The organism is Acinetobacter nosocomialis (assembly GCF_041021905.1).
In the GTDB taxonomy this organism is placed as follows: domain Bacteria; phylum Pseudomonadota; class Gammaproteobacteria; order Pseudomonadales; family Moraxellaceae; genus Acinetobacter; species Acinetobacter nosocomialis.
Genome location: NZ_CP157432.1, coordinates 100992 through 117014 on the forward strand (window position 1 = coordinate 100992; position 16023 = coordinate 117014).

Sequence of the window (16023 nt, forward strand, 5' to 3'; positions counted from 1 at the left end):
TCTCTTGCTTAGCTATATCATTTAAGTATCTATAAATAATTTAAAATGCATTAAAATGATCGAAGTTTACTTTTGACATACCTATTGAATAAAAAATTAACGTAAAAATGCATATTTTGACTAGTTACATTTGAAAATGAGTATAGATAGACAGATTAGTCTTTTTTTAATTAAAATAGGGCCTAAATATAAGTTTGATTGATAATAAAAATGCAGATGAGTGTGTCGAGTATATTGGAACGTTTAGGCCTTGTTTCACAAAATCGTGCTGTACATATCCAATTCTCAAATCAGTCTTTAAATCAGCAAGTCTTCTTACAACGTATTGAGGGCGAACATACGCTTAATCAGGGTAGCGTTGCTGAATTATTGTGTCTGTCTACAAATGCGCATATTGCATTAAAACAATTTATTGGCTGTCAGGTTGCTATCGATCAGGTCACTGACATGGGCCAATTTTTTAGAACGACAGGTATTATTACCGAAGCCAGCCAAGGCCAAAGTGACGGCTCACTCACTATTTATAATTTAACTTTAAAAGACCCAACTGCACTCTGGCATAAACGCCGCAATAGCCGCGTGTTTATGAATAAAAGTGTGCGCGATATTAGCGAAATTTTGTTTAAAGAATGGCAAGGTAAAAGTCCGCTGTTTGCCTCAAGCTTAACGCTCGACACATCTGGCTTAACTAAGGACTACGATGTGCGTCCATTTGTGATGCAGTCTAACGAAAGCGATTATGACTTTTTAACCCGTTTGTGGCGTAGTGAAGGCATTAATTGGCTGGTCGATGAGTCACAGCTTTTAGTCGCGGACCCGAATGCTTCTATTCAGCCACAAGTGCTACGTTTAATTGATGAAAATCAAAATTATAAAATTCTTGAACGCCGTAGCCTACGTTACCAACGCAGCAGTGCCACAGAACAGTTTGATACCATTACCCAAGTCAAAGCTGAGCGTCGTTTACAACCAACCTCGGTTCATATCCAACGCTGGCAAGCCGATGCATTACAACAAGAAGAAGGTAGTGGCAGCGTACAAGGCACACAAAAGCACAGCGAACACTATGACAATGCTAGCCTGAACCTTGAAGATGCATGGCATGTTAGCCCTGCTTGGATGCAGGACTTAAAAGGCGAAGACCAAGCCACTGCTTCAGGCAACAGTCAAATTGAACAGCTTAACCAACACATTAACGCTTACCATCACCTGAGTTCTAAACAGTTTACCGTTGCAGGTAACATCCGTGATGCGCAGGTGGGTTACTGGTTTGAACTCAATGAACACCCTGAACTCGACCAGCATGACAGTGCTGATAAAGAGTTTTTAATCTTAAGCAAGCACTACTACAACCAGAATAATTTACCGAAAGAATTACAACAGCAACTTGAACACCTATTACCACAAGACAAACTCAAGGCAACTGAACTCGACACGCAAAATCCTGAGCAGCGCCACTTTGCTGAACTCAATGTCGTTCGACGCAACGTTAAAGCTGTACCTGAATATAACCCGCTAGAACACCGACCGGTAGCTTACCCGCAGCGCGCTAAAGTTGTGGGGCTAGAGGGTGAAAGCATTCATGTTGACCAGTGGGGGCGTATTAAAGTCCGATTCCTGTTTACCCGAGCTGATGACCATAGCCATGATGGTGGAGCCGGTAGTAACGACAATGACACCGATTCGGCTTGGGTGGATGTGCTGACCCCATGGGCGGGTGCAGGCTATGGAGCACGCTTCTTGCCACGTGTTGGTGAGATTGTGGTAATCGACTTCTTTGACGGCAACATTGACCGCCCGTTTGTGGTGGGACGTATTCATGAGGCCGAACGCCACCCAACCCAATTCGACCAGAAAGGCCAATTACCTGATACCAAAAAGCTCAGTGGTATTCGCTCTGAAGAAGTCGACGGTAAAGGCTTTAACCAACTCCGTTTTGATGACACCACAGGTCAAATCAGTGCTCAGTTACAAAGCAGCCATGCAGCTAGCCAATTAAATCTCGGTAACTTAAGCCATCCAAAAGACAAGGCGGAAAGCGACGGTCGTGGAGAAGGCTTTGAACTCAGAACTGACCAGTGGGGCGCGGTACGTGCAGGCAGTGGCTTACTTATTAGTACCCATAAACAAGACCAAGCCCAAGGTGTACACCTAGACGCAGCTGAGGCCAAACAACAAATTGAAGGTGGCCTCAATAATGCCAAGGCACTCAGTGAAGTTGCTAAAAATCAGCAAACTGACCCCTTAGAACATTTAGAAAACCTAAAGTCGTTTATTGAAAAACTTGAACAGCAAGACAACGCAAAAGCCAAAACTTTCAAAGATGCGATCATGCTACTGGCAAGCCCAAATAGTATTGCGGTCGCGAGTAATGAAGACATTCACTTAAGTGCAGATGGGCAGCTCAACCAAACTGCGGGCGACAGTATTAACCTATCTACTCAAAAGAACCTGATCGCACACGCCCAAAATAAAATTAGCCTTTTTGCAGCGCAAGAAGGGGCAAGACTCTATGCAGGCAAAGGTAAAGTCGAGATACAAGCGCAAGGCGATGGAGCAGATTTAATTGCCCGTAAAGCTGTTCAGGTTATTTCGACTGAAGACAAAATCGAAGCGACCGCATCCAAGGAAATTGTGCTCACCGCAGGCGGCTCTCAAGTCAGAATTACCGGTTCGGGGATTTTTATGACTACAGGCGGCAAATTTGAGGTGAAGTCTGGGCAGCATAAATTTATGGGGGGAGCTGAGGTAGGTATGAACCTTCAAGGGTTACCCGCTTACGAAGCCTATAATGAAAAGTTCAAGATGCTATTACCTTCAGGTGAGCCACTTTCATTTATTGATTACAAGATATCTTCTGAAGGTAAAGAAATTTTTGCTAACTCAGATAAGAAAGGTCAAACCAAAGAAATACATAGTCCCAAAGAACAGGAACTTAAGCTCGATTTATTATGGTTGGATTTAGAAACAGTAGATGAGACCGAAGTTTGGGTAGATCCAGCGCAAGGAAGTAAATAAAAATGTCTAACAGTTTAGATTGGAACAGTAAAACGAACATAAGTGAACATAGTTGTAAGGATGCTCACTGTGACTGTTTGACATTTTGGGAAATATATCAGCAAGAAGCCATCAAGAGATTATCTAACTTACAAAAAGCGAATAGCTATAAACTTGAGCCAGGATATGAGGCAAGAGCAAGAAGAATTGCCTCCGTATATGCCAAAATATTTTTAGAAATAGAGCTCGGTGGAAATAAGAACCTTTTGGGGCGATATTATTGGATGGGCTTAGGAGCTTTTGCCTCAAAAACAGTTGCAACTATATTTAAGCATTGGGGGAGTCTGCTTGGCTATAATGTCGGTGTACAAGAGGCTATAAATCTTTTTGCTCGTGGCAATTTGTGGTTGTTTATGGATATTGCTCCTTGGCATTTAGCTTGGAGTGCATCTTCAGAATCTTTTAAGAGTTGTAAAGGTACGCGAGATACTAGTACTTTCAAATTTGTTAAGCCAGCATTAATGAATTTGCCATGGTCATCGTGTTTACCTAGTATTAAAAATTTAAAGGTGACGAAAGAAATTAATGATGCTTTTACTTTATTACCTGCCATTGAGAAAGCTTTTTTGAATGGAGGTGATGAGAAAAGTAAATATAGAAAAGCGAGTCAAAATCTATTCGATCATTTGATGGCTATTGCGGTACAGGAACAACATAATATTCTTCAAGTCGTTGTTTGGGAAAATTGCTCAGTTAAATTTGGTGCGTGGATGCAACGTTGGTTTATAGGTATGCCAGATGCCACACTTGTTCTATCAAGTGATTATAGTGTAGACGCGGTAAAAAAGAATTGGTTTGGTAATTATACAGGTAGTAAAGCTGATCAATTAGTAGAATTAAAAGAGGACGTTTACATTGCTCCTCTCAAGGGTACGATTGCTGAAGATTATGATAGTCGTATGAAATGGATTGGTAAAGCAGCTGAAAAATATCACCGTTTAATGCTTGATGAAAAAGGTAGGCCATTTTTACAACAAGAATTGAAAACTATTTCTAAATGGGGAAATAGTAAAGCCGATTTTAAAATACATTCAAGTAGTAATGAAGGGAAGGTATGATGCTAGACAAAGCTGGAAACCTATTATGAAAAACTATTTATATTTATTTATCTGCATTATTACATGCATCTTTTTAATCTCTTGTAAGCCCGCAAATAATACTACCCAAGGAAATAAGTCAATGAACCAAAATCAAGATGTAATAGCCCTTCATTTTGGTGAACAAGGCATGCAAGATTTTAGTAAAAATAGTACTACACCAGTTGATCGTCAACCTGCAGGGATGAATTTTTTATCATTAGATTGGACTCCACCAAAACTAGGTCGAGTGCGTGTATTTAGTGAAAAGAGTAATTTAGAAATTGAAAATGTAATCAGTGTGCTAGGTACACAAGTAGCTCGACGAAGCAATGATGGTATTCAAATCATGGACATTAATGCTAGCTTGCATCCAAATGAATATACTACGAGCCAAGAGGCTTATACTGCTTATACTAAATTAGTACATCAGATTAATGACAAACAATGGAAGCAGTATTTTTTACCTTTTAGTGCTCGAATTGATAAACAAGATAATCTAAAGCATATGACTGAGACTATGGGAGAGGTTATAGATCCAACTTATATCTTAAGTTTTAAAGAATGGCAGGATGTGCTTTCGAAAACAAATAGGTTGGTATTTAATTTGTATAATGGGGATGTGGAGCTGGGTATTAGTCTTCGACGGACCTATAAAGATGATAAAAAAGAACAGTATATGGTGAGGTACAGCTTTGAAAACTTTAAATATGCAGGGCGAAATGCTATCTCTGATTCAGATAAGATGAATTCAGAGCAGTTAAAGCAAGCATTTGAAACTGAAGTTGCTAATAATAAAAAAGCCCGTAAAACTGAAGAAAATAATATGAAAAAAGAGGGTTATCATATAGATGAGAACTATATAGACCCAGACATTTGGCCTTATGTAAAATAAACTGTAAGAAGTGTAATTGATTACGCTTCTTCTCTCATAAAAAATAATTTAAGCAGTTTGAATGGCTCTCCACAAAGAGAAACAGTTTCTTGTTTATGTTGATGTAAGTACCAGAACTGCTCCGCAACCGTTTCTGGATGGATCGTATAAGTTTTATCTTTAGCTTCAGGTGGTTCATCTGCAAAACCATTTACAATCCTTAGCCCACATAAACATTTGAGTCAGCAAGACTATGAGCCAGTAAGTTAGTGGTTTTGTATTGAGCAGCAGCGGTAGTTGCTAAGGATGAATATTCTTTGGTAACAAAGTCGATGCCAATTGCATCGAAAGCAAAAATCCCGTTTGTCGATAAAATACTGCCATAATTCTTTTCTAAATCACCAGAGCAAATATTGCAAGCCGAATTAAAAAAGGTTCAAGTAAAATGAAATTTTTATCATGTATATGGATATTTTTATTATTTGGTTGTACTTCTAAAAACATAAATTCTCAATCTACCGATATTAATTTTGGAAAATTTAAATATTTCCAATCTATGTATAGTGGAGAAAAAATATACCAAGGTTTTGTTACAAGCTCTTCTTCTTTAAAAGAAATTTCTGAAAAAAATGTATTTCCTATTTCTAAGCTAAATTGTTTGGAAAATCAGCTTATGGTAAGAGGTGGGGTAGACTTAGATTCAGAAGAAATTAATAATCAATTATATAAATATATGGTACATGTCGAAATATGTAAAAATGATGATTGTTCAGTCGATATTAAAAAAGCAAAAATTGATACTGAATGCAGAATTGAATTAAGAAAAAATTACTCAAATGATGCTTATCAATCAAATAAAGCAAAGTTGACGAATGCTAATTTTGAATAAAATGGATGTATAAATATTTTTTAATTGTGCTCAGCCTTTATGGATGTACAGGAAAATATACTTCATCTGGATACTTCAAAGTTTGCGAAGATGAATCAATGAATGTATGTATCGATAAAAACCAGTTAGAAAAATTGTTAACTAGCAATATGTCTTGTAGAGTAGTTTTTGGTGGCTTATTACAAAGCAGTAAAGTTATGGTAGATAATATTCTGATATCAAAAGAAGCTGTAAGAAAATCCAATTTTCAATAGAGTTTTAAATGAAAAAATTTCTTTACCTATTAGGGCTAATTTTTTTAAGTGGATGTAGTGAAAAAATTTCAAATTTCACAATAGAACATACTAGGAAAAGTAATGAAAAGTTAAATTTTTCTATTAATTTTAAGAACAATGAAGTTTTGGATAAAGTAAAAGAATCATCATCGAAAAAAATAGTTTGCAAAAATACTGCTAATAACAACCAAATGTTGGATGCTTATATAGATAAGATTGAAAATAACAAAATTGATGTATCTGTAGAATTCTGCTCAAATAATGATAATAGAAGCTGTGAACCTATAGATATCAGTTCAGTTAAAAAAATTAATTTAGAATGCCAAGCCATTTTCTCTGCAATGATTGGTAATGTCTCTAAATCAGAAAAATTTCCAATCGTATGGGAAGAAAAATAACTTGTTTAAAAATCTGAAGCTTAAATTAGTAACTTTGGGTGTGCCATTGTGGGTTATGACAGGGTGTGGTCACGAATATACAATTGAGCCGGAAAGGCTTCCAGTAGCCTATGTAGGTAAGGCATATAATCAGCAATTGAAAATCACAGGTGGTAAAGTCTCGGAACAACATTTTGAATTAACTTCTAATATTCCAGAAAATCAGGGAATTCAAATTACTCCAGTAGATGATATAGATGGATACAATCATATAAAAATAGAAGGTATTCCCAAATATAAAGGAAGATACAAAATTTTAATTAATGCATATTTTTATGGAAGAGGCGATGACAAGTTAACTAAGACCTATGAATTCGTAGTTAAAGAATAAAAGATATTTTTAAAGAAGTAGATATGAAAAAGAATTTATTAATTACCGTACTAATTTTACTTTTTATCATACAGTCTTTATTAAATTATTACTTCTGGAACCGTACAAAGACACCAGAAATTCATGTTCTAGAGAAACCTCTACGAATAGCATCAAATTTCGATAACTATTCATCATATACAATTCTTCCAGCAGGCACAGTTCTATATGATGATAGTGATTCTTTAAATAGAAGAGTTATGGTCTATTTTAACTTACAAGGTGTAGATTTTAAGTTTGAAAAACAAGTTCCGAATATTTTGAAACAACCTAGTGAAGTCAGTGCTATAAGGTCAGCAGACTTACCAGATTTACTAAAAGAAGTTCCTCTGACTAAAAAAGATATTTATTTAATTATTAAGCATGATGAAGAAATAAAAGATTCTGTACGTTCTATTCTCTTTAAAACATACAAAATTGATCCTTCAGACTATGAGAAATAATTAAAGAATTCGGATGCATACAGACATCAATTTAAAAACGAGAAGAAGCCTAATTGATTACACTTCTTCTCTCATCAGAAATAGTTTAAGCAGCTTGAATGGCTTCTCCACAAAGAGAAACGGTTTCTTGTTTATGCTGGTGTAAGTACCAGAACTGATCTGCAACTGTTTCTGGATGTACCGCGTAAGTTTTTCCTTCGCTTCTGGGGTTCCATCTACGAAACCGTTTACAATCACTTGGCTCACATAAACATTTGAGTCAGCAAGACTATGAGCAAGCAAGTTGGTGGCTTTGTATTGAGCGGCAGCAGTAGTTGCTAGCGATGAATATTCTTTGGCAACCAAGTCGATGCCAACTGCATCGAAAGCAAAAATTCCGTTTGTCGATAAAATGCTACCGCGGTTCTTCTCTAAATCACCTAAGCAAGCTTGTACCGTCGCAATATAGCTCGAAACACGAATATGAAAGCTTTTAGTAAGCTCTAGTGGAGGGGTTTTTAAGATATTGCCTTCAATATCATGGAAAGCATTCCAATGAATATTTTTAATCTCTCCTAATTGATCTTTAATGCGTTTAATTAGGTTTGGTATATCTTCAAGAACCGCTAAATCACATGTAAAAGCGTAAGCTTCAATACCTTGTGCTTTAAGTTCTAAAATGGCTTTTTCGAGTTTTTCAGCATTACGTGCCACTAAACCGATTTTATAGCCTTCTTTACCAAACTTATGTGCTACGGCTTTGGAAATACCTGTTCCATAACCAAAAATTATAATATTGTTGTTCATTATAAAGTTCCAAAAAACCAATTATTTGGTTAGAAATAGTTTATAATATGTTTTTATAATGTATTCAAGCGAAAAAATTAAATCTAAAAATAATGCAGAAAGAACAAGACAAAAATATGAAAAACCTAGGGTAGTGATTTCTGAATTGAAGAACCGTTTGCTATAGAAATAATTTTTTAGTTTGACTTCTCTATCTTCCTATCATAGATTAATTGGAACGATCGTTCCTGTTAAGTAAGTTTTATGCGAACCAAAGAATTTGAAACCGATGAAATTGCTGATGCTGCAATGCAGGTTTTTTGGCGTCGTGGTTATGCTGCAACTTCAGTTCAAGACTTGGTTGATGGTACGGGGCTATCTAGAAGTAGCCTTTACAGTACCTTTCAAAACAAACAGGGTCTTTATCAAAAAGCGTTACAGCGCTATGAGCTTTTAATCACACTTAACAATGTGGAACTATTGTCTAGTTCAGGCTCACCAAAAGCACTGATTCGGCAATTACTGATAAATGTGGTTGAAGATGAGCTGAATGATTCACAACACAAAGGCTGTTTTGTTGCAAATGCTTGTTTGGAACTGGCTGGACATGATGAAGATGTCTCTCAATTCGTTGCAAGTAACCTACAGAAACTTCAACATGCTTTAGAGAGTTTATTAATTAAAGCTCAACAATCTGGTGAAATCGCTTCTACCCAAAACCCGCGTGCGCTAGCAAGTTTCTTTCTAAACACTATGCAAGGTTTACGTGTTTTAGGGAAAGGCAGCCCACTTGAACAAAGAAAGCAATGTTTAATGGATGTGGTTGAGGTTGCTTTAAACGTTTTATAAAACTCATTTAAACCTTAACTATGGTTGAGCTGAATAGTTAAGGTTTTTATTTAACTTAAATTGGAATGATCATTCCAAAATAATGATTTTAGTTCACATGGAGAACAAATGTCTTCCCATCCTAACCTGATAAAACAAGCTTATAGCAAGAAAGAGCAGAGTAAGTACGCTGTAAAAGAATTTGAGAGTAAAGCTTTATGAATACTAAGAGTAATGAAACATCTCATCAGTTAACTGATGAATTCTCTACTCAATTACCAATTTGGAAACTGTTGGCTTTTACAGTTGCAGGCTTTCTGACCATTATGACAGAAACCATGCCAGCAGGGCTTTTGCCCCAAATCAGTCAAGGCTTACATATTTCAGAAGCGTATGCAGGACAGCTTATAGCAGTGTATGCCTTAGGTTCTGTTTTAGCGGCAATACCGCTAATTAGTCTTACCCGTAGTTGGAATCGGAGACCCTTATTACTCAGTGCTATTGCAGGGTTACTTGTATTTAACGCGATTACTGCCTTATCAAATGACTATATGCTGACTTTGATTGCTCGTTTTATTGCAGGTATGGCTGCGGGTGTTATATGGGGACTTTTAGCGGGTTATGTAAGACGTATGGTCCCTGCGTCCTACCAAGGACGAGCTTTAGCAATTGCCGGGGTTGGGCAACCCATTGCTTTATCAATTGGAGTTCCTTTGGGTGCATGGTTGGGAGCGTTATTTGAGTGGCGGGGTGTCTTCTGGATCATGTCTTTATTGGCATTAATTTTATTTGTCTGGATTCGGTTTAGCATTCCTGATTTTGCAGGGCAGTCAGCACAGAAAAGGTTACCCATTTTAAAAGTTCTTTTAATACCGGGCATTAGAGCTGTTTTAACAGTCGTCTTCCTTTGGATATTGGCACATAGCATTCTCTATACTTATATTTCATCATTTCTGGCCTCGACAGGGCACACATACAAAGTTGAGAATATCCTGTTTATATTCGGCATTTCTTCAATTGTCGGCATTCTCATTACAGGCATGTTTATCGATCGTTCATTAAGAAAAATAACGCTTTTAAGTTTATTGATCTTTGCTATCGCAACAGTGCTCTTGGGTGTTTATAGCTCTTCAAGTTTTGTCGTACTGGCGGGTGTTGTGTTATGGGGAGTTACTTTTGGTGGGGCTCCAACACTATTACAAACAGCCTTGGCAAATTCTGCGGGTCACGAAGCAGATGTAGCGCAGTCTATGTTGGTCACGGTATTTAACCTTGCTATTGCATTCGGTGGAATGATTGGCGGAGGACTGCTTGAAAGTTTTGGGGCAGCTTCTTTTCCATGGTTTATGCTAGTTTTTGCCTTGATCGCATTATGTACCGTTTACCAAGCCCGTAAACATGGTTTTATCTCTTCATAAAAGACTTTTGCCCTTCATGACAAAAAAATGAAGGGTAATTTACTTTTTATAGTCTGATGCCTAATTGCTCAAAACAGTTAATGCTTTGGTAAAATAAACCGAAAAATACAATTAAAGTGGAATTTAAATATAACTAATTATAGGTAAATGGGAATAAATTCTTTTAAATTTGCCTAATGGCGTAAAAATTCCCAAAAATATTAAAAATTCGCTTTTCTTAGAAAAACAATCCCGCAGGGTGCTGGCTAAACTATATCTCAAGGGTGTGATAGGGATCGAAAAGAGTAGCATGCACCAAAACGTATAACGTTAGTGTGTACTCACCCAAAAGGTCTCGATTCGGCTTAGGACGCTATAGATCAAAAGTTTATAGGCACAAGGTTATAACTTACAAAGTTATGATTGTTGAAGTAAACCATAGATGTTTTCCCTTGACACCCTAAAAAATTCTCTATAATAAAAACGATACTTTACAAGAATATAATCTATGAATAAGCCTTATCTTTCTGCTTTACCTAGCGACAGTCAAATCTCATCTCAATTGAACAATGCCTACTTCCACGACTCGTGGAGTATTGTGCTGGGTCAGCCAGACCTGAATGTATTTGGGCAACTTATTAAACTGTTCCATCACACTCCAGAGTGGGTAGAGTGGAGCATGAATGTGCGTAATAAAATTACTTCAAAGATTGGGCTTAAAGACTTAGGAAGTTTTAAGCAAATTGATTCGAATAAAAAAGAAAATGAATATGTCGCAGGCGACCGAATTGGAATTTTCACCTTACGGCAACGTACCGAAAATGAATTAGTGATTGGAGATGATGACAAGCATTTAAATGTGACTTTATCTATTTATAAGAATGAAAAGACTCAAGTATTGACGGTAACCACAGTGGTGCATGTTAAAAATTGGCTTGGAAGACTCTACATGGTTCCGGTGATTCCTGCACATCGAAAAATAGTGCCAGCAACTTTACAAATATTGGGTTAAAGCATTATTTTTATTTACGATGTTGTCGCCTGAAATCATTTATATAATATCCTTATTATTATAATTGCGAGCTGAATAAGATGGAGAATAAAAACCAGTGTCGCCAATGTGCCGTATGCGGAAAGAATTTCCCGTTAAAAGATCTGGTTTCGGGTGAAGTCATTCGAAATGTGATTAGCGATGAAATTATCCAAGATCATCCAGATTGGAATTACTCAAGCTTTATTTGTCGAGCCGATCTGGCAGATTATCGAATTAAATACGTGCAATCATTATTACGCTCGGAAAAGGGCGAACTCTCTAATTTAGAAAATGAAGTAATTGGCAGTATGCAACGCCATGAGCTAATTAGCCGAAATACAGAGTCAGATTTTGATCAAAACTGGACGTTTGGAGAAAAACTGGCAGATAAAATCGCGTCATTTGGTGGTAGCTGGGCTTTTCTCATTTGTTTTGCTTTATTTTTAACGGGGTGGATTGTCTTAAATACGGTGGTGATGGTGGTCCGCCCCGTTGACCCTTATCCTTTTATTTTGCTGAATTTAGTGTTGTCATGTTTAGCGGCAATTCAGGCACCTATTATTATGATGAGTCAAAATCGTCAAGAAGCCAAAGACCGTTTGCGCTCTCAACATGACTATCAAATTAATTTAAAAGCCGAGCTTGAGATTCGCCATTTACATGAAAAAATGGATCATCTTTTATCGCATCAGTGGGAAAGGCTTGCACATATTCAAGAAATTCAGCTCGATCTTTTAGCGGAAATGAATAAAAAGCGATAAAGATTTTTCGAGTTTCACGTGGAACATGTTGATAGCTTATAGATTGTTTTGCGGTAGGTCTGAAATTTCTTTATGATTTGCCGCCATGCTCCATTGCTGTTTCTACGACTATGCCTTTAAACGACAACTTTGTTTATGCTCCACCACAAGATCCGCTTTCAATTTTATTTGAAGATGACGATTTGATTGTGGTTGATAAACCTGCGGGTTTGTTGTCGGTCATGGGCCGGTTACCTGAGCATCATGACAGTGCTTATTTAAGGGTGCTGGAAAAGTTCCCTTTGGCTAAAGTGACGCATCGTTTAGATATGGCAACGTCGGGCCTACTTATGTTTGCCAAGCACCGTGATGCAGAAGTCGCGGTAAGTAAAATGTTTCAGGCCAGAACAGTCAAAAAGCATTATATTGCTTTGGTGCAAGGTCAAGTAAAGCAAGAGGGCAGTGTTGAAGTTCCACTCATTACCGACTGGGAAAATCGCCCAAGACAAATTGTACATTTTGAATTAGGCAAACATGCCAAAACCTTGTTTCAACCGCTCGTTTATGATGAAAAAACAGATCAAACTCGGGTGTTACTTGAACCAGTCACAGGGCGTTCACATCAGCTACGTGTGCACATGATGCATATTGGCCATCCGATTATGGGAGACAAGTTGTATCACCCTGAACCTAAACGTTTTCATTTAAGCCGTATGGCCTTACATGCTGCGTATTTGGCTTTTCAACATCCATTGAAAGGAACCGATGTAGTGATTGAGTCGCAAGTGCCTTTTTAAAAAATTAAAATTTGATGCAATTCGCAACTGAATACATATCCAAACTGCAATAAAAGTCGGTTATTCTTGATGTCGAATAATACAAATTAGAGCAACAACAAGGACAATCTAATGAATCGCGACTACGAACAATTTCCCGATGACGATAACGGCAATGTACTTTGGCAAATGGTTGAAGATGGGGATGACTTAACAGAGCTGCATGAAATTGAATTTTCAATTGCTTTTCATGATCAAAAAAATGCAGAGCAATGTGCACTTTATTTACTTTACCAAGAACAAAAAGTTTCTCTTTTTCAAGATGACTCTGTTGAGCCGAATGAATGGGTAATTACCATCTTTGTGAATATGGAACCTGAGTATTCAGATATTGTTGACTTGGAACAATGGTTTGCCAGCATCGCTGAAAAATTTCAGGGTGAATATGATGGTTGGGGCTGCATGGCCTATGTCTTCGAAGAAGAGAGTGAGGAAGATGACCTGTTACAGTAAGGTCTAAAATAGTAGGAGATAATCATGAGCTTATCTCAGAAACAAATTGCGGTACGGTTTCTAGAACTTGCCGCAGCAGGCGAAGTCGATGAAGCCTATAGCAATTACACTGCGCCTAATTTCAAGCATCACAATCCTTATTATGCGGGTGATGCGACTTCTTTGAAGGAAGGGATGCGTGAAAGCGCGGCTGAAAATCCCAATAAAGTCTTTAATGTTCAACATGTCATTGAAGATGGGACTTTGGTCGCCGTGCATTCGAAACTTGAAATGCAAATGAATGACAAAGCCACCATTTTGGCTGTGGTTCATATTTGCCGTTTTGAAAATGGAAAAATTGCGGAGCTTTGGGATATCGGGCAAATACAGCCCGAACAGCTTGTAAATGAAAATGGCATGTTCTAATAAAAAAGCCCGAAAATAATTCGGGCTTTTTTATTTTATAGATAAATTAAAACTTCCACTGTGCCGAAATTGAAGCATTCAATGGTTCACCCGGCTGAACCCATAAATCGCTATAGCTTGAGACATAGTAGGTTTTATCAAATAGGTTGTTTACGTTCAGTTGATAGCGTAAGCGGTCAGATGGAGCATAGTAAGCATTTAAGTTTACGAGGGTATAGCTTGGTAAATTAAAGCCATTATCAAGGTTATGTCCACTGCGTTCACCCACATAGGTAAGGTTGGCACCTACACCTGCTTTTGTTGAGCCGTCTTGTAGAAACTCATAATTGGTACTTACAGCACCTTGGTGTTTTGGAACATTACTTAGACGTGCACCTTTTGCCAAGTCTTGATCTTTTTCAATTTGAGCATCGGTATAGCTATAGTTGGCATTGACGAACCAGCGGTCAGTGATTTGGCTATTTAAGTCAAATTCAACTCCTTTACTACTCACTTCGCCTGCTGCGGTTTGAAAGTTACTGTCTATTGGGTCAGTTGTGAGTACATTTCGTTTTTTCATTTTAAACAGAGCGAGACTAATCACACTTTGGTCATTCACTTTATATTTGGTGCCGACCTCGTAGCTTTCGCCTTTTTCAGGAGCAAAAGTCTGACCATTTCGGTTCATACCACTATTCATGGCAAATGAGCGACCATAGTTGGTATAAAACGCCCATTGGTCAGAGGCTTTAAAATTTATTCCGAAACGCGGACTATTTTGGTGAAGCGTCTGGTTGCTTTCAGTCTGAGTCAGGTGATTTTTAAAGTCTTGTTCGACCTGATCAAAACGGTTGCCAAATAGCACACTCCACTGGTCATTAAAAAAGATCTGATCTTGTACATTAAGCGCAAAGTAACGCTGCTGTTCTTTTGTATTGGTAAATGGTGCTAGGTTTGGTAAATATTTGCCATATTCAGGTTGGTAAATATCAATTGTGTTTGGTGAGCTTGTGCTGTGATTACGACGAAGCTGGTTTTGTTTGTAGTCGAGTTGACCAAGTTCGGTTGAAAGTAAAATTTCATGGCGAGCCCAAGACGTATCAAGCTTGCCAAGTAACTCTGTCTGAGCCAGCACATCTTCGCTTGTATAATCACGATAGCGACGTTGACGCTCTAAAGTACGTCCATCGGCTTGTATACGACGAGGTTCGGTTGCAAAGCCGACCATTTTAGCGTCTTTATAGCTAACCGCACTATTTAGCTTCCAGTCAGGGTTAAATTCGTGACTCAGACGTAATTGGTAAAAGTAATCTTTTATTTTCAAATCGCCATCGTCAGGTTCACCTGTAAAGGTTTTCGGGTCCATCACAAACTGGTGATTGACTGTGCTTACACCACGGTCAAAGGTTCCTTTATGCTCTGTAAATTCACTGTCAAAGTCGAGTTGCGTTTGGTCTGAAATTTTCCATGTGAGCTGTGGTGAAAAGAACCAGCGTTCACTGCTGACATGATCACGAAAGCTTTGATTATCTTCATGAGCCACTGCTACACGATAGGCCAGTTCATCGTTTATAGGCGCCGTGTGTTCCAGGCTAATTCGATATTGTTCTTGGGTATTGGCACGTAGGTTAACTTCACTTTCGCTTTCCCACTGTGGTTTTTTACTGTTGAGGTTAAGCAAACCACCTGTTTCGCCGCGACCATATAAAGCCGCCATAGGCCCTTTTAAAAACTCTAAAGATTCAATATTTACGACATCTTTGGGAGCGCTAATCCCTCGGTTGACACTCAAGCCGTTTCGAATCATGGATGCACCTAAATTGGGGTCGGTACTAAAACCACGGAAAGAGTAGTTTTCCCAAAAGCCGCCACCAAAACTGTTTTGATGAAAAACCCCACTCACCAAGCTTAATGCGTCATCAATCCGTTGAACGTCTTGTTGTTCCATCATTTGTTTTGAAACATAAGCACGGTTAAAAGGGACATCTAAAACATCGTGAGAAAATTTAGTCGCCGAGCTATTTTGGCTCACACCTTCTTGGGTACTTTCAGCCTGAACGCGTATGGTCTCAAGTACCGTTGACGTTTCTTCTGCCCAAGTGAATGTCGATATAAATGATAGACCCAACGAAGACAACAATCCTAATTTGTGTTGCATAAATAATC

Annotated in this window: 15 protein-coding genes and 3 pseudogenes; 15 read left to right on the forward strand and 3 right to left on the reverse strand. The window is 38.0% G+C overall.

What is annotated here, in order from left to right; all coding sequences use genetic code 11:
• Positions 1 to 210: 210 nt before the first annotated feature.
• From ABLC00_RS00470 to ABLC00_RS00480, 3 genes are read left to right on the forward strand one after another with little or no spacing between them, the layout of a single operon-like run.
• Positions 211 to 3018 carry a type VI secretion system Vgr family protein gene (locus ABLC00_RS00470; RefSeq protein WP_033846948.1) on the forward strand — a complete coding sequence of 936 codons (2808 nt, stop codon included), beginning with the start codon at positions 211 to 213 and terminating at the stop codon, positions 3016 to 3018.
• 2 nt (positions 3019 to 3020) lie between these two features.
• A complete protein-coding gene (locus ABLC00_RS00475; RefSeq protein WP_033846949.1) occupies positions 3021 to 4115 on the forward strand; it encodes a DUF2515 family protein in 1095 nt (364 codons plus the stop codon).
• Between the two features lie 25 nt (positions 4116 to 4140).
• Entirely contained in the window at positions 4141 to 5028 is an 888-nt protein-coding gene (locus ABLC00_RS00480; protein WP_033846950.1) for a hypothetical protein, read from the forward strand.
• A 20-nt stretch (positions 5029 to 5048) separates the two neighbouring features.
• Here ABLC00_RS00480 and ABLC00_RS00485 read toward each other — a convergent pair.
• Positions 5049 to 5410: pseudogene (locus ABLC00_RS00485) on the reverse strand (short-chain dehydrogenase); the annotation flags it as partial.
• A 42-nt stretch (positions 5411 to 5452) separates the two neighbouring features.
• Between ABLC00_RS00485 and ABLC00_RS00490 the strand changes: the two are divergent.
• The 5 genes and pseudogenes from ABLC00_RS00490 to ABLC00_RS00510 all read left to right on the forward strand — a co-directional run bounded on the left by ABLC00_RS00490 (position 5453) and on the right by ABLC00_RS00510 (position 7421).
• Positions 5453 to 5896 carry a hypothetical protein gene (locus tag ABLC00_RS00490; protein WP_033846951.1) on the forward strand — a complete coding sequence of 148 codons (444 nt, stop codon included), beginning with the start codon at positions 5453 to 5455 and terminating at the stop codon, positions 5894 to 5896.
• 50 nt (positions 5897 to 5946) lie between these two features.
• Positions 5947 to 6150, forward strand: a pseudogene (locus tag ABLC00_RS00495) (hypothetical protein); the annotation flags it as partial.
• An 8-nt stretch (positions 6151 to 6158) separates the two neighbouring features.
• Positions 6159 to 6569, forward strand: coding sequence for a hypothetical protein (locus ABLC00_RS00500; RefSeq protein WP_025467856.1), 411 nt, complete (start codon positions 6159 to 6161; stop codon positions 6567 to 6569).
• A gap of 55 nt (positions 6570 to 6624) precedes the next feature.
• Complete coding sequence (locus ABLC00_RS00505; protein WP_080775632.1) at positions 6625 to 6939, forward strand: hypothetical protein; 315 nt, start codon at positions 6625 to 6627, stop codon at positions 6937 to 6939.
• 23 nt (positions 6940 to 6962) lie between these two features.
• The gene (locus ABLC00_RS00510) at positions 6963 to 7421 is read left to right on the forward strand and encodes a hypothetical protein (RefSeq protein WP_348941246.1); all 459 of its coding nucleotides are present in this window, start codon (positions 6963 to 6965) and stop codon (positions 7419 to 7421) included.
• An 85-nt stretch (positions 7422 to 7506) separates the two neighbouring features.
• On the opposite strand, the pseudogene ABLC00_RS00515 reads toward ABLC00_RS00510, so the two are convergent.
• Positions 7507 to 8207: pseudogene (locus ABLC00_RS00515) on the reverse strand (SDR family NAD(P)-dependent oxidoreductase).
• Positions 8208 to 8450: 243 nt separating this feature from the next.
• Between ABLC00_RS00515 and ABLC00_RS00520 the strand changes: the two are divergent.
• The 7 genes from ABLC00_RS00520 (at position 8451) to ABLC00_RS00550 (ending at position 13878) form a co-directional block, all read left to right on the forward strand.
• Positions 8451 to 9035: a TetR/AcrR family transcriptional regulator gene (locus tag ABLC00_RS00520; protein ID WP_033846955.1), complete on the forward strand. Its 585-nt coding sequence runs from the start codon at positions 8451 to 8453 to the stop codon at positions 9033 to 9035.
• A gap of 197 nt (positions 9036 to 9232) precedes the next feature.
• Positions 9233 to 10432, forward strand: coding sequence for an MFS transporter (locus tag ABLC00_RS00525; protein WP_033846956.1), 1200 nt, complete (start codon positions 9233 to 9235; stop codon positions 10430 to 10432).
• A gap of 487 nt (positions 10433 to 10919) precedes the next feature.
• Positions 10920 to 11423, forward strand: a complete 504-nt coding sequence (locus ABLC00_RS00530; RefSeq protein WP_033846957.1) for a DUF2867 domain-containing protein — start codon at positions 10920 to 10922, stop codon at positions 11421 to 11423.
• 80 nt (positions 11424 to 11503) lie between these two features.
• Positions 11504 to 12205 (forward strand): DUF1003 domain-containing protein, encoded by a 702-nt coding sequence (locus ABLC00_RS00535; RefSeq protein WP_033846958.1) that lies wholly within the window; start codon positions 11504 to 11506, stop codon positions 12203 to 12205.
• A 110-nt stretch (positions 12206 to 12315) separates the two neighbouring features.
• A complete protein-coding gene (locus ABLC00_RS00540; RefSeq protein ID WP_002050564.1) occupies positions 12316 to 12981 on the forward strand; it encodes an RluA family pseudouridine synthase in 666 nt (221 codons plus the stop codon).
• A gap of 111 nt (positions 12982 to 13092) precedes the next feature.
• Entirely contained in the window at positions 13093 to 13473 is a 381-nt protein-coding gene (locus ABLC00_RS00545) for a ribonuclease E inhibitor RraB (protein WP_002050544.1), read from the forward strand.
• A 24-nt stretch (positions 13474 to 13497) separates the two neighbouring features.
• On the forward strand, positions 13498 to 13878 hold the full coding sequence (locus tag ABLC00_RS00550) for a nuclear transport factor 2 family protein (RefSeq protein WP_002050553.1): 381 nt from the start codon (positions 13498 to 13500) through the stop codon (positions 13876 to 13878).
• 46 nt (positions 13879 to 13924) lie between these two features.
• Here the strand turns inward: ABLC00_RS00550 and ABLC00_RS00555 are convergent, their stop codons facing one another.
• On the reverse strand, positions 13925 to 16015 hold the full coding sequence (locus ABLC00_RS00555; protein ID WP_033846959.1) for a TonB-dependent siderophore receptor: 2091 nt from the start codon (positions 16013 to 16015) through the stop codon (positions 13925 to 13927).
• Positions 16016 to 16023 lie beyond the last annotated feature (8 nt).

Bases quoted from the DNA above. Each gene is read 5' to 3' on its own strand.
- ABLC00_RS00470 (WP_033846948.1), top strand. From the start codon at position 211: ATGCAGATGAGTGTGTCGAGTATATTGGAACGTTTAGGCCTTGTTTCA.
- ABLC00_RS00475 (WP_033846949.1), top strand. From the start codon at position 3,021: ATGTCTAACAGTTTAGATTGGAACAGTAAAACGAACATAAGTGAACAT.
- ABLC00_RS00480 (WP_033846950.1), top strand. From the start codon at position 4,141: ATGAAAAACTATTTATATTTATTTATCTGCATTATTACATGCATCTTT.
- ABLC00_RS00490 (WP_033846951.1), top strand. From the start codon at position 5,453: ATGAAATTTTTATCATGTATATGGATATTTTTATTATTTGGTTGTACT.
- ABLC00_RS00500 (WP_025467856.1), top strand. From the start codon at position 6,159: ATGAAAAAATTTCTTTACCTATTAGGGCTAATTTTTTTAAGTGGATGT.
- ABLC00_RS00505 (WP_080775632.1), top strand. From the start codon at position 6,625: ATGACAGGGTGTGGTCACGAATATACAATTGAGCCGGAAAGGCTTCCA.
- ABLC00_RS00510 (WP_348941246.1), top strand. From the start codon at position 6,963: ATGAAAAAGAATTTATTAATTACCGTACTAATTTTACTTTTTATCATA.
- ABLC00_RS00520 (WP_033846955.1), top strand. From the start codon at position 8,451: ATGCGAACCAAAGAATTTGAAACCGATGAAATTGCTGATGCTGCAATG.
- ABLC00_RS00525 (WP_033846956.1), top strand. From the start codon at position 9,233: ATGAATACTAAGAGTAATGAAACATCTCATCAGTTAACTGATGAATTC.
- ABLC00_RS00530 (WP_033846957.1), top strand. From the start codon at position 10,920: ATGAATAAGCCTTATCTTTCTGCTTTACCTAGCGACAGTCAAATCTCA.
- ABLC00_RS00535 (WP_033846958.1), top strand. From the start codon at position 11,504: ATGGAGAATAAAAACCAGTGTCGCCAATGTGCCGTATGCGGAAAGAAT.
- ABLC00_RS00540 (WP_002050564.1), top strand. From the start codon at position 12,316: ATGCCTTTAAACGACAACTTTGTTTATGCTCCACCACAAGATCCGCTT.
- ABLC00_RS00545 (WP_002050544.1), top strand. From the start codon at position 13,093: ATGAATCGCGACTACGAACAATTTCCCGATGACGATAACGGCAATGTA.
- ABLC00_RS00550 (WP_002050553.1), top strand. From the start codon at position 13,498: ATGAGCTTATCTCAGAAACAAATTGCGGTACGGTTTCTAGAACTTGCC.
- ABLC00_RS00555 (WP_033846959.1), bottom strand. From the start codon at position 16,015: ATGCAACACAAATTAGGATTGTTGTCTTCGTTGGGTCTATCATTTATA.